The following is a 14033-nucleotide window of genomic DNA, read 5'->3' as shown; positions in this document are numbered from 1 at the left end:
TTCCCCCTGATCTGGGGTATCTTGATAAATATCGCAGGAAATCCTTGGGCAAGCTATTGTAAATATGAAAAATTAATGTTTCATTTGTTGTGTTATGAGGGAGTTTGTACGTAGCAAGTGTTATCCCTGATGTGCCCTGATCATAGCACCAATGTCCTGAACCTTTGTCTGAAACCTTCTACAGTTTTTATTCGTCTCTTATTTGAAACTTGAAATTTAGAATGGAAAAGCTATCGGAATTTTTTTAATCGTCAGTTAAACACTTATAATGGTTATATTATTTACTGATACCTGATTTTATACCCTGTGTAGGTATCGATTACCCTGTACAAAGTGTTTAATTGTTGTAAGATGATTAAGCGAGATTTTACCCTTTACCAACTCCCGTTATGATGATGCGGATAAAATGGTTATTGATTTTATTGTGGGTATTCCCTGCTTACGGGCAAAGAATGGACACCACAGTCGTTCTCCCGGAGAAAACTCACCATCGCATAGCTAAGGCGATAGAAGAGCAGCAGTCCCTTTCCGCCACGCTAAGGCGTAAACAGCTGAAGCTGATCGCAAAGCTACAGTTAGTGGAAGCCAAAGTTGGCCGGCAGTTACAGGAAGTGGACAGTACCGCTGCCATGAACTACCTGCAGCGCACAAAAGATGCCTATGCAGCCCTGCTGGTGAAATTCAACCCTGAAAAAAGAGAAGGACAGGGCCCATATATTCCACGGCTGGATTCTCTTCAGTGCCTGGTTAGTTTTTTAAGCGCCTCACCCGGCGGGAAAGATAATTTAAGTAAGACCCTGAAAAGTATAGAAGGACTAAAGGGCGACTGGCTCAAGGGGGAAAGTGTAAACGGCTTCCTGGCAGAGAGGGCAACGATGCTGAATAGTTTGAGAGAGCAGTTTCCGCAATTACGAGGCATCAAAGGCGCCGCGGCAAAATACTCAAAGGAGCTTTTTTATTATAAGAGCCGCCTCCAACAATGGAAGGAAGAACTGAATAAGCCCGCAGCCCTGGAAACCGCAGCGTTAAAGGCCCTCAATAAAGTGCCGGTATTTCAGCAGTTCCTGCGGGAAAACAGCCAGTTGTCGTCTTTGTTTGGAATGCAGACCAATGGTGCGCCGGATATGGCGGCGATAGCAGTAAACGGTATGCAAACCCGCGCCACTTTACAAACATTGCTGCAACAGCGGCTTGGACCCGCCGCCGAAAACCTGGAACAGCAATTGGCCACCCAGGCAGTAGCACCAGGTACTGGTTTCACGGACATCAGGAATAAAATAACCTCATTAAGGTCAGCAGGAATGCCTGATGATGAAGCTGCCTTTAAAGAGAATAGTCAGCGTACCAAACCTTTTCTAAAAAGACTGGAATATGGATTTGATCTGCAAACTGGTAAGCGGAGGGCGTATCAGTTTCCCGCCAGTAATGACCTCGCGGTTTCACTCGGATACCGGCTGAACGACCGCCTGGTAACAGGTATTGGAGTGGCCTATAAATTTAGTATGGGTGAAGCGTGGAACAAAATAAACTTCACCCATGATGGGATCGGCCTGCGCAGCTACCTGGATTGGAAACTCGCGGCGCCCGGCAAAGGGAAGAGCGCATTCCTGGGAAATATATGGATCAGCGGCGGGTTTGAACAAAACTATTGGTCCCGTTTTGAAAGCATAGCGGAACTGAGAAACCTCGCCTGGCAAACATCAGGTTTGATCGGCGTATCCAAAAAGATCCAATACCAGAAGAAAACGGCCAAACTACAGCTGCTATGGGATTTCCTTCAGACTGCAGGAAACCGCGCACTTGTGTTCCGGTGGGGATACAACTTCTGACGGAATCATAAAAATCAAAGGAGGGGAACCTATTCCATTCTCCTATGTTGCCTATACCGATTTGAAATTAATAAAAGTTGTATTGATGAACTTATTCAAAACATACCTCGGCTTTCTGACCGGATTATTAATGATGATCCCCGCAAAAGAAATGCTGGCACAAGCACCCGCCCCCTATACCGTACAGGATGGGAATACTATTTATACTGTTACGGCAACCTCTCCCCAAATGAATCCCACCATTCTGAATACACTTCCGTTGAGGGATGCCAAAGTCACAACGCAGTATATTGATGGTCTTGGCCGGCCATTTGAACTGGTGCAGAAGAAAGCTTCTCTCATTACTGATCCCGCAAGCCCGTTATCTTCCACAGCAGCTGTGGACCTGGTAACTGCCAGAACATATGACGTATACGGAAGAGAAGTATATTCTTTTTTGCCTTTTGCTGCCAATAATACAAATGGCAATACTTCCATTTCGGATGGGAACTTCAAAAAAAATCCATTTGAACAACAAGCCACCTTCTCCCAGGGAGAGTATCCGGGGGAAACTTTTTTTTATGGTAAAACGAATTTTGAACTGTCTCCCCTGAGCCGCGCCACGGAAGTATATGCCCCCGGCAATAGTTGGGTAGGCACAGAATCTACCACAAAGAAAAACATTACAAGCCGGTACCTGGTGAATACCGCAACTGATGCCGTGAGGTACTGGACCGTAACCATAGCGGCGGTGGGAGGACTAAGTACTTATGCTACCACAACAACTTATCCTCCGGGAACTCTGTTCAAAACGATCCAGATAAATGAGCATGGCAAACAGGTCATTGAGTTCAAAGACAAAGAAGGTAAAGTAGTACTGAAAAAAGTGCAGCTTACCGCATCCGACGCAGGAACGGGAAGCGCGCATACCGGCTGGCTGAACACCTATTACATTTATGATGATTTTAAAATGCTGCGCTGCGTGATACAACCCAAAGGCGTTGAACTGATCTCTGCAAATTGGGTGCTTACGGATGCCACCATATTGGCCGAGCAGTGTTTCCGGTACGAATACGATGCAAAGAGACGACAGATCATAAAAAAGATCCCCGGCGCCGGTGCACAATACCTTGTATACGACAGCCGCGACAGGTTGGTACTCAGACAGGACGCTATACTGGGAAGCGGGAAATGGGAATACTTCCAGTATGATAGCCGGAACCGGCCCATTGCCACCGGTATATGGACCACCGCTACCACTTTTGCAGCTCATATTACCGCCACAGCGCTCATTCCAAATGGAACTGCCGGTAATTATCCCGCAGCAGGTACCTCCGGACTCGAAGAACTGAGCAGCACTTTTTATGATAACTATGATTTTCTGACAGCAACAGCTTACTCCGGGCATGGATTGAATGCAGGTTTCTTTACAGGAGATAACAGTTATTTTTCCGCTGCCAGCAATACCGCCTGGCCCTACCCGCAGGCTGTTACTTCAACAACCGCTACACAGGGAATGGTTACAGGTGGAAGGGTAAAAGTACTTGGAACCACTACCTGGCTGTATACCGCTACCTACTATGATAAACAGGGAAGAACCATACAGGTGCAAAGTAAAAACCTGAGCGGCGGTCTTGATGTTACCACCACCCAATATACTTTTAACAATCAGCCCCTGATCACTGTACAACGGCAGGTAATCGCCGGGGCTGGTGCGCAAACCACCATTCTGTTAACTAAACTGACTTACGATGACCTGAACCGGCTTGTGAAAGCGGAGAAGGCCATCAGCAACACTACCGTGAACAGTGGGGCAATGACGTCTTACAAAACTATTTTGGAAGTGGCCTATGATGCCCTGGGGCAAATAAAAAGTAAAAAGATAGGAACAAAGCCGGCTGGCTCCACTCCACTTGAAACGCAAAATTCAACGTATAATATCAGGGGATGGCTGTTAGGTGTGAACAGGGATTTTACCAATCCGTCCGCCCCATCAACACCTGGATCAGGTAACTGGTTTGGCTTTGACCTGGGATACGATAAACTTGCCAACGCATCTACCAGGAATTACCTGGGACAACAATTAAACGGTAACATCAGCGGAATCGTTTGGCGGTCGGTGGGAGATGGCGTTCCCCGGAAATATGATTTCAGTTATGATCCGCTCAGCCGCCTGCTGACAGCTGGATTTGAGCAGCGAAACAGTGACGGCGCCTGGAACAACAGCCTGGTTAATTATACCGTTAAAATGGGAAGTACCGGTGCTGATCCGGCCACCGCTTACGACGCCAACGGAAATATTCTCCGGATGCAGCAATGGGGCCTGAAGTTAAATGCCAGCAGCCAGCTCGACGACCTGTCTTATACCTATATTCCCAACACAAACCGCATACAGGCCGTTACAGACGCATTTAACGACAATACGAGCACCCTGGGCGATTTTAAGTACAATGCGTCTACCAAAACTACCACCGACTATACCTACGACGGTAATGGTAACCTCACCATCGATAAGAATAAAGGGATTACCAGTGCCATCTCTTACAATCATCTGAATCTGCCGGCTGCAATACCGGTATCAGGAAAAGGAATGATCGCTTACACTTATGACGCCTCCGGAAATAAATGGAAAAAGAGTGTAACGGAAGGCAGCACCATCACCAATACTTATTACATAGGCGGGGCGGTATATGAACAGAAAGGAACAGGCCCGCTGGTCCTGCAATTCATGGGGCATGAAGAAGGCCGCATCCGTAATACCATTCCAACAGGAGGAACCACCCTGGTGTATGATTATTTTCTGAAAGATCACCTGGGAAATGTACGGATGATACTTACGGAAGAAGTGAAACGGATCAATTACCCAATAGCAAGTATGGAAAACGTCACCGATAAAAATAACCTGGCAGATCCGAATAACTATATACCCTACTATTCCAACACGGATTATACCGTAACGCCTTCTGTACGCGAATTGAAATCAAATACGTCGAATCCTCCTGCCAATGGCACCACAAATCCCAATAACTATTGGACAAAGCTAAGCAGTGTGGCCGGCGACCGGAAAGTGGGGCCCGGAATATTGCTGAAGGTAATGGCCGGCGATAAAATTGAGCTCCGTTGTGATATGTGGTGGCGGGGATCTGCCACCGGCGCTACGCAGCAAAGTCCGCTTGCCGACATTTTATCTATCCTGGCCACCACTATTACAAGCGGACCGGGAGCCGGCAAAATAACGCTGCCGCAAACAGGTACCAATGGCAGCTTTTTCAACCCGGCTGTAACCGGGTTTATGAGTAACAACAACCCGGCGCAAACCACAAAGCCCAAAGCATACCTGAACTGGATTTTTCTCAATGAACAGTTTGCCTACAGCAGTACCAACGGCAGCGGAGCAGAACCGCTGGGCGCCGCCGACACCTATAAAACCTATACAAGGCTCGATGCGAATGGAAATGCCATTCCTGTGTTGCAGAGCGGATATGTTTATATTTATACCAGCAACGAAAGCAATATTGCCGCGTTTTTTGATAACCTGGCAGTGAACCACATTCAGGGGGCACTAATAGAGGAAACACATTATTATCCGTTTGGGCTGACGATGGCGGGGATAAGTACCGGCGCGATAAAAGGAGCGGCTTATCCGGAAAATAAATTGAAGTTTAACGGGATAGAGCATACCAACGACTTTGATCTGAACCAGTATGATGCATTCTACCGGAATTACGATCCTCAATTGGGAAGATGGAGACAGATAGACCCTAAGGCGATAGAAGGCGAAAGCCCCTATGCTGCCATGAAGAACGGACCTGTTTTTAATACCGATTTTCTGGGTGATACAACCGTTTACTATAATATATCTAATGGTACTGTTCTTGGTACAGTAAATAATGCAGGCGCCATGCAGAACGTGAGAGTAGATGCGCTGGCGTATATTGCAGCCCAGGGAGCGGCTTTGGCCGGAGGATACGATCTTTCCAAACAGGAGAATGCTAATCAGTTCGTTTCAGCATTTAATAATGTACTTTCTACGGTTGACTCAAAATTAGGAACGAACCTTATTTCATTCGCTACCGGAGAAACAAGACTGGAGTTTACCGGTCAGGCGAATGCTGCTAATCCGGCGGAAGGAAATGGGAACTTAAATGTGAATCAGATGTTTGATGACGGAGGACATCTCACCTTGGCGAGTTATCAGGCCATTGGAGGCCCCTGGGGTAACGGATCTCCGGAAAACGGTGCATATACGGCAGACAATTTGCAAAACAGGGGACCCGGAAGTGGCAATCCCAACCCTGGAATGACACGCGATGGTGTTGGCTTTAGCCTGAATTTGAATCCGCTGTTCAGTACTAACAGAAGTTTATTAAGGATTCATCCTGACGGCGGTGAGTTTGTTGGTACGCAGGGATGTATAGGAATACAGGAAAATGCTACCAGGTTGCTTCAGTTTAAAAGTACCATGCATCAGTATCTGCAAACACATGACAACATCCGGGTGAATATAAATATCCTGAATAATCCCAATAACAATGGCCGTGGTCGCAGGGTTGTTGGTAACAGGGAATAAAATTTAAAAGATGAAAAATATACTCATAATAGCCGTCCTGGTTTTATCAATACAATATAGCAATGCTCAGCAACGGGTGCGCTTTGTACCTGATACTGCTGTTAACAGCATACACCTGAACGACTACAGTACCACCGAAAAGGTGTTGGGCAAGAATATCTGGAACAAACAGTTTGAACAGGCAAAATCTTTACCCCGGATTGAGTTGGTGAATAAGTCGAAAACACAGGCACTCCGTTTATTTTTTCACTATGGGGGAAGTAAAAACGCGGTGGACGAATTTGAAATATTATGTATCGATAGCACTTACAAAATGCCGAAACAGACAGTACTGATCAGCGATGAGCTGTTTGTTACTTCCCGCAAAATACGCCTGGGTATTACCAGGGAGGAGATCGTGAAAATATTAGGCGATAATTATAAAACCGCTACAGCCGGTGATACCGAGGGCCTGGCATATGTTCTGGATCAGAAATCGGGTTTTGTAAAGCGATATAATCAATACCGGTATTACATTAAATGTACCCTGAATAAGGGAGTGTTGGTTAAATATGCTTTTGGTTTTGAGTCTGAATAACCTGAACGCATCATTCATCATTATTAAATAACAACAAATCCTGAATATCTATAAAAAGAATTTTCCTTATGCCTGGCTCTCTTAACCTAATCAGATCCTGCTACATACTTATTATATGCGGCATCCTGTATCCGCGCCTCGTGCTATCACAGAATACCGCTTTTGATGAAATGCGGAAAATTCCGATTACTTCCCCGGATGTGGCATCACTGACCCGCGCGGCCGAATTCCCGGTTACCTATTTTAACGGCAGGCCGGAAGTATCTATTCCCATTTATACCATCCGTACCGGCGATCTGGAGTTTCCTATCAGTTTGAGCTACAACGGAGGAGGAATCAGGGTTTCTGAAGAAGCCAGCTGGGTGGGCCTCGGGTGGTCATTAAATGTTGGAGGAGTTATTTCCCGGCAGATAAAAGGGGCGGATGATGATCTCGTGTCTAACGAAACGTTTAAACAATACTATCCGGACGCATTGGGGAATACATACCAGTCCGGCGCCCAGGCGCGGAATTTTATGCTGCAAAATAACCTGCTGTATAAAGCTAACGGACAGGCTTATACGAGGCAGGAGCTTTGTCCTTTCTTTTGCCCCGGGGAAATTGACGGGGAACCGGATTTGTATGTGTACAATTTCGGAAAATATACAGGCAAATTCACCGGGTTTTCTACTGCTGAAGTGGTGGATATCAGCGGCAATAATATCCGGTTTGAAAAATCAGGCAACGGAATTATAGCTACCGATCCGGAGGGTTTCCGGTACGAATTTATGGCGGTTGAAATGTCGATGACGGCCGCGGGGCCTACTAAAACGGCTTATTATCTCACAAAAATTACCAGTCCGGCCAATCGTATCCTTACGCTGAAATATAAAACGTTCCGGGAGTACGTTTATCCTGCAACCGGCACCGGTCATAGCGCAGATTATATTGGCATTTCCAGTGCATTTACCAACGCGGATTATGTAACGCAAATGCCCGACCTTACGGAGGAGTATATCCAATACCAGGCTATTGCCATGCAGGGGCCAACCGGGATGCCCACCAATGGGGGGCTGAACAGCACCTTTAGCACGTCTACCATCAGAACGCTCTTCCTGGATAGTATCTTTTTTGAAAATGGCGCCGTGCAGTTTATACCAGATAGCAGGAAAGATTTGTTTGGTGTAAAGCTAAATGGCATCACCGTTTTTAATAAGGCAGGTACCGCTGTGATGACAGCCGGATTCGATTATGACTATTTCACCGCCCGGCCTGGGAACGAATCGTATACTACCACGAGCACAAGGCCAGGAATAAAACTACCCTATGATGAGTCTTACCGGCGGAAAAGATTGAAGCTGAAAGGGGTAGCGGTAAAAGGAGAGGTGTATAAATGTTATTATTACGAAGGTGCCGACGGATTTACACTGCCTTATAAAAGTTCCTTTGAACAGGATTATTGGGGGTATTATAATGGAGCGACTTCAAACACCTCACTGGTACCGGATTTTAAGCGATATAATTTCCTGGCAGCCATTCCACCCGTGTTACGAAGCTGGGTAGGCGCCAACAGGGACCCGAAATTTCCACAGGCGCAGGAAGGGATGCTGAAAAAAATCATGTATCCTACCAAAGGACTGGCGGAGTTTGAATACGGCCTTCATGAGTATAATAATGCCCCGGCAGATATAATTGTTAACTATAACAATGTGGGTGCCTTAAATACCACAACAGGCGTTACTACCACCACGGTGGATATAGCGGCGAACTGTTATGTGGATATAACAGTGAACCTGTTCTGTAATCAACCTGCGGATGCAAATCCAACAGGAACAGGCTGGGACTGTTCCTGCATCTTCCCGCCCTGCAGCCCCGTTAATATGCAAAATGCCATGTGGGTCACCATAGAAAGGGTAAACCCGGCCACCGGCGCTGTTAGTCCCACGGAATGGGAATACGATTTTTCCAAAGATATTGTGAGGAATCAAAGCGGTAATTTTGTATTAACTAATCAATACTTTACCGCCGGCAGATATAAATTAACGGCCAACTACCCCGATAATAAAGTGGGAGTGCAGGGTCAGAAAATGGCTTATATCTCCCTTAAAATTCCTGTTACTACAAACGTTGCTCCATTGGGAACAGGAGGTGGGTTGCGTTTAACCTCCAGCAGCAGATTTGATCCGGTAAGTAAAATCACGTCAAAGAAATTATATACTTACGAACAGGGCATGATGATGCATTTCCCTACTTATTACAGCGGCCTTAAAAACAGCCAGATCGATGTGCTGCCAGGATCAGAAGTTACGGTAATAGATGAGTATATCACACACACACTTTATGCGAACCCTCGCCAACCCTACACATTTTCTGCCAATGGAAGTCATGTTGGTTATGGGAAAATAAAAGAGAATTTTACCGGAGAAGCATTGGGCAGAACAGAATATTTGTACAACGTGATCCCGGATAAATATCCGCAATTGTCGAACCTTGATCTTATTCCCGGTACACCCCCTATCCCCAGCCTGGAAAACGGGTTCCTGAAAACGGTGAACTTCTATGATAATACCAGCAGGTTGGTGAAATCGGTATCCAACACGCCTGTGGTAAAAAAGACCCAAACCTATTGGGCATTCAAACAACGTAAACAAATGCAGTCACAAACAATTAATGTGTCAAACTTTGATATGTACCTGCATTTATCATTTTATCCTATACAGACAGGCAAGCTGCTCACAGCCACCAGTACGGAAACGGTATATGATAATGTGAACACACCAGGCATTTCTACCAATAAAACGTTTGAGTATAACGACCGCGCTTTTCTTCAATCGGAGCAACTGACACGCAGCGATGGCACACCGGTGGTTAAGCACTACCGGTATCCCGGCGATTTTACGGCCACTACCGGATGGATAGGAGAGTTGAAAACCCGGAACATGATCAGCACACCCATTGAAGCAGTTACACAGGTGAACGGTAAACTGGTGGAAGGAACCTATAAAACATTTGCGCTGCACGATAATATTGTAACCCCAAATGAGGTATATGCGGCAGAAACATTAACCCCGGCAACGGTGGCCTTTATTGCGCCTTCCGGAACATTGCCGGCCGAGTATAAACCCGCCGGGCAGCTGGACTACGACGCAAAAGGAAACCTCAATTATTCCAAAGCGAATAATAATATCAGCATAGGATATAAATGGGGCTACAATAAAATGTACCCGGTAGCCGAATGTAAAAATGCGGTTCCTTCGCAGTTTTATTATGAGGATTTTGAAGGGAATGGTTCCCTGGTGTCCAATACCACCACCGCACATACAGGCAAAGGCGGGTACAACGGGTCTATTGCGCTTGCCAGCCAGTTTTCAGCCACCACAGCGGGCAGAACTTACCGTCTCTCTTATTTTAAACAGAATGGAACTGTTTGGGAACATATTGATCAACCATACACCGGGCAGTCTTTGTCGGGTATAGTGGATGATATCCGGATTTATCCGCAGGACGGTGAAATCACAACTTACACTTATTTGCCACTGGTGGGAATCAGTAGCGTTATTACCCCCTCCGGCAATACTTCTTTTTATAGTTACGACGCATATAACAGGCTATCCATGATCCGTGATCAGGATGGCTATGTGATGAAAACCTTTAACTACGCCTATTCCGCTACTTTAGGCCAGGAGAATTCCACCACCTATTCCAACGTAGCCATTACACAGAATTTTTATAAACAGTGTACCTCCGGTGAAGGGTCGCTGGTGCCCTATACCGTTCCTGCAGGAAAATATACAGCCGGATCGCCGGAAGAAGCAAATGCACTGGCACAGACGGAAATCGATTTGCAGGGACAGTCGAATGCCAATACCAATGGAACCTGCGATGTAGGATTGGCTATCACCAGCATTGTAAACGGCCCGGGAACTTCGTTTACAGTCAACTTTACCTGTCCTCCTGGTATGAACTTCTTTATCAATCTTTTTGCTAAAGATCCAGTTACCGGAAGGCCCTACAACGACAGACCCTATTCCGTTCCACTGGGATCCACCAGCTTTACAGACGACATCGCAAAAGGTAAAACATGGATATTCTCCATCACCGCAGGAGGAACCAATTTCCCTTCCGGGATCAGCTCCGCAAATGTGAGCTTCACTTTCCCATAACGACATAGTAAATAATAAAAAGAAGACTGCTGCGGTATCCGCGGCAGCCCTCTTTTTATTGTTCAATGTGTAATATTTTGAATACTTTCAGCAACCAATAAGTCTAAACGCTGAAAAATGAACCTGAAATCCATTCTAACAATTCTGTTGTTCTTAACCTTTACTACTGCCTTTTCTCAGACAGAAAGCGCTGAGAATAGCTACACATCAGCAAAATTTGAAAAATACTACAATGACGGCCAGTTTGATAGTATTTACGCAATCTTTTCTCCACAAGCCCAAATCGCTTTGCCACTGGATAAAACAGTCGCATTTCTTACTAAATTGAAAAGCAACTACGGGAATATTACGAAGCGGGCATTCCTGGAATACAAGTCTGCCTTTGCGGTATATAAAACAACGTTTGAAAAAGGTGTGTTATCGCTTAGCATATCAGCAAATAAGGACAGCGCTATCACCGGGTTGTACGCGAAACCATATGAACCGGATACTTTACCGGTGATGCAACGGAATATCACCGCCATGCGCCTGCCTTTTAAAGGGGAATGGACCGTGTTTTGGGGAGGTGATACAAAAGAATTAAATTATCATGTAGTAGTTAAATTCCAGAAGAATGCGTTTGATATTGTAATTAATAACCCGGAAGGACGAAGTTTCCGTACCAGCGGAAAAACAAATGAAGACTATTACGCATTTGGGCAACCAATAATAGCGCCTTGCGACGGGGAAGTAGTTTGGGCAGTAGACGGGGTTAAGGACAATGTACCAGGAGAGTTAAATCCTATGTATGTTCCGGGAAATGCGGTTCTTCTGAAAACCAAAAACAAAGAATATGTTTTCTTTGCACATTTTAAGCAAAATTCAATCAAGGTAAAACAGGGCGATCAAATTAAGCAGGGACAACTGATAGGACTGTGCGGCAATTCAGGCAATTCCTCTGAGCCCCATTTACATTTTCACCTGCAGAATGCGGAGAACCTGAATCAGGCGACCGGTGTAAAATGCTATTTTGAGAAGCTGGAAGTAAATGGCCTTTTAAAAACAGATTATTCGCCCATTAAAGGGGATAAGGTAAGAGAAGTCAGATAATAATCTTTAAAGAGAACTTTTATGGATTCATCTTTGAAAACAGTATTATGGCAACAGTTCGGGGCTGCAATAGATATGCTTGAAAATGCCTTAGCGTTTTGCCCGGATGAGCTATGGGATACAGACGCTCATTTTTGGTATACCGGGTATCACACCTTATTTTTCCTGGATTACTATTTGTCTGATGAAACGCCAATGGAAAAGGATTTTTTGCCACCGGCGCCATTTACGTTATCTGAATTTGGCACCGGCATGCCGGAACGCGTATACGATAAAACGGAGTTGCTGACGTATCTCCGGTTTGGCCGTGAGAAGTTACGGGATCTACTGACAAGGCTAACCGCTGAAGAGCTTCTGACGAAGCGTTTTGTGAGTGAGTATAAAGATTACAGTATACTTGAAATATTAATTTATAATATGCGTCATGTGCAGCATCACGCTGCGCAACTGAATTTATTGTTGCGGCAGGGCGTGAAAGATGCGCCGGATTGGGTATCCAGGACAAAGATGGATTTATAGTTTTAGAACAGGCGTCTCTTAAAATACACCCCACTATCAGTAGAAAAAAATACTTGTTTCCAGGTATTGTCCCCGGCATCCGGCCGGTATAAATTTGCTCTATTAATTAACCCAATACACGCAAATAAAGATGAAAAGGAAATCAAGCATTTTTTTTAGTGGGGGCCTGCTACTGATGGCAGGTTTAGTTTTTACAGGATGTGGTGGTAAAGACGATCCTGCACCTGAAAATAAAAAAATGACGATGAAAGTTACAGTTACGGTAGCAGGCGCTGATAGCCAGGATCAGGTTGACTTTAGCGTAGAAGCAGGGAATCACGACGCCAGCCAGTATGGCTCCCCTGTTTGGAAAATAAACGGCGTTACGCAGGGAAATGAAGACCATATATTGTTCGATATAGATAACTTTGTGGGAGGTACAAAAACATACGTATTTGAAACCATTAAGACGTTTAATTTTGGGCATTTAAACGTGAGCGTTGTGAATAATACCGAGGTGCCAACTCCGGTAATTATAAGTTATAAGACCGAAATAGATGGTAACGTGGAAACAAATGTGGCGAATGTTGCAACTGCTTCCGGTCAATCTTACAATAAAAATTATACTTACCAGCCAAAATAGTTTTTTTCATTGCTGTTGACGTCAATAAATCCGGGAACGCCTATATGGCGTTCTTTTTTTTAAGACTACCTGTAGGTTACTTCCCGCATACTTCTCCGATACTTCTCGGATACTTAGGACTCGTGTATGTGTCTCGTCCTGATATACATATACAGTGAAGAAATAGTCCTGATATTCCGTCCTGGTAATCCTGATAATGTTTTACAATCATATATGCTGGAGCTTGGTATTTGATAATTTCTTGTAATTCTTCCATCTTTTTTTTAACGTTCCGGTTTGCTCATGTGCCTGCAATGGCGTTAAAAAATCACAACTTCCATGCGGCCGGGCTGAATTATATGCTGTAATGGTCTTATTGATAATTTCCTTCATTTGCTCAAAACCATTCATGCGGCAATACAGGTTAAATTCCGCTTTTATGATACCGTTGACTCTTTCAGCGAGTGCATTTTCATATGGGCTTCCGTTTTCAGTCATACTGATAGTGATCTTGTTATCAGTTAATAAATCCACATACTCTTTACAGCAATACTGACTTCCTCTGTCGGAATGATGCATCAGCTGCCGCCAGGGAGTGTTACGCTGTGATAAAGCCATCGTTAATGCATTCAAACATCCCTGGGCAGATAGATCCAGCCTGAAATCGAAGCCCACTATCTTGCGGGAATAGGCATCGGTAATCAGGCTTAAATAGCCAAATTCATTA

At 45.0% G+C, this 14033-nt stretch carries 8 protein-coding genes; 7 read left to right on the top strand and 1 reads right to left on the bottom strand.

What is annotated here, in order from left to right:
- Nucleotides 1–389 precede the first annotated feature (389 nt).
- The 7 genes from B5Z18_RS31970 to B5Z18_RS31940 all read left to right on the top strand — a co-directional run bounded on the left by B5Z18_RS31970 (nt 390) and on the right by B5Z18_RS31940 (nt 13327).
- On the top strand, nt 390–1829 hold the full coding sequence (locus tag B5Z18_RS31970; RefSeq protein ID WP_143313769.1) for a hypothetical protein: 1440 nt from the start codon (nt 390–392) through the stop codon (nt 1827–1829).
- Between the two features lie 85 nt (nt 1830–1914).
- Entirely contained in the window at nt 1915–6378 is a 4464-nt protein-coding gene (locus B5Z18_RS31965) for a DUF6443 domain-containing protein (RefSeq protein WP_143313768.1), read from the top strand.
- A gap of 10 nt (nt 6379–6388) precedes the next feature.
- Nucleotides 6389–6955: a hypothetical protein gene (locus B5Z18_RS31960; protein ID WP_079473653.1), complete on the top strand. Its 567-nt coding sequence runs from the start codon at nt 6389–6391 to the stop codon at nt 6953–6955.
- Nucleotides 6956–7125: 170 nt separating this feature from the next.
- On the top strand, nt 7126–11097 hold the full coding sequence (locus tag B5Z18_RS31955) for a DUF5977 domain-containing protein (protein WP_159454506.1): 3972 nt from the start codon (nt 7126–7128) through the stop codon (nt 11095–11097).
- Between the two features lie 117 nt (nt 11098–11214).
- Complete coding sequence (locus tag B5Z18_RS31950; RefSeq protein WP_143313766.1) at nt 11215–12186, top strand: M23 family metallopeptidase; 972 nt, start codon at nt 11215–11217, stop codon at nt 12184–12186.
- A gap of 21 nt (nt 12187–12207) precedes the next feature.
- A complete protein-coding gene (locus B5Z18_RS31945; RefSeq protein WP_079473651.1) occupies nt 12208–12705 on the top strand; it encodes a DinB family protein in 498 nt (165 codons plus the stop codon).
- A gap of 244 nt (nt 12706–12949) precedes the next feature.
- Nucleotides 12950–13327, top strand: a complete 378-nt coding sequence (locus B5Z18_RS31940) for a hypothetical protein (protein WP_143313765.1) — start codon at nt 12950–12952, stop codon at nt 13325–13327.
- A 207-nt stretch (nt 13328–13534) separates the two neighbouring features.
- Here the strand turns inward: B5Z18_RS31940 and B5Z18_RS31935 are convergent.
- On the bottom strand, nt 13535–14033 hold a 499-nt coding region (locus tag B5Z18_RS31935; RefSeq protein WP_143313593.1), incomplete at its 5' end, for an integrase core domain-containing protein.

Source organism: Chitinophaga ginsengisegetis, assembly GCF_900168065.1.
Taxonomy (GTDB): Bacteria; Bacteroidota; Bacteroidia; order Chitinophagales; family Chitinophagaceae; genus Chitinophaga; species Chitinophaga ginsengisegetis.
Note: the sequence above shows the minus strand (reverse complement) of the source record. Positions and strands in the feature narration are given on the sequence as shown.

What these genes read in the sequence shown, in the direction of transcription:
- B5Z18_RS31970 (WP_143313769.1), top strand. Translation starts at nt 390, where the DNA reads ATGATGATGCGGATAAAATGGTTATTGATTTTATTGTGGGTATTCCCT.
- B5Z18_RS31965 (WP_143313768.1), top strand. Translation starts at nt 1,915, where the DNA reads ATGAACTTATTCAAAACATACCTCGGCTTTCTGACCGGATTATTAATG.
- B5Z18_RS31960 (WP_079473653.1), top strand. Translation starts at nt 6,389, where the DNA reads ATGAAAAATATACTCATAATAGCCGTCCTGGTTTTATCAATACAATAT.
- B5Z18_RS31955 (WP_159454506.1), top strand. Translation starts at nt 7,126, where the DNA reads ATGCGGAAAATTCCGATTACTTCCCCGGATGTGGCATCACTGACCCGC.
- B5Z18_RS31950 (WP_143313766.1), top strand. Translation starts at nt 11,215, where the DNA reads ATGAACCTGAAATCCATTCTAACAATTCTGTTGTTCTTAACCTTTACT.
- B5Z18_RS31945 (WP_079473651.1), top strand. Translation starts at nt 12,208, where the DNA reads ATGGATTCATCTTTGAAAACAGTATTATGGCAACAGTTCGGGGCTGCA.
- B5Z18_RS31940 (WP_143313765.1), top strand. Translation starts at nt 12,950, where the DNA reads ATGAAAGTTACAGTTACGGTAGCAGGCGCTGATAGCCAGGATCAGGTT.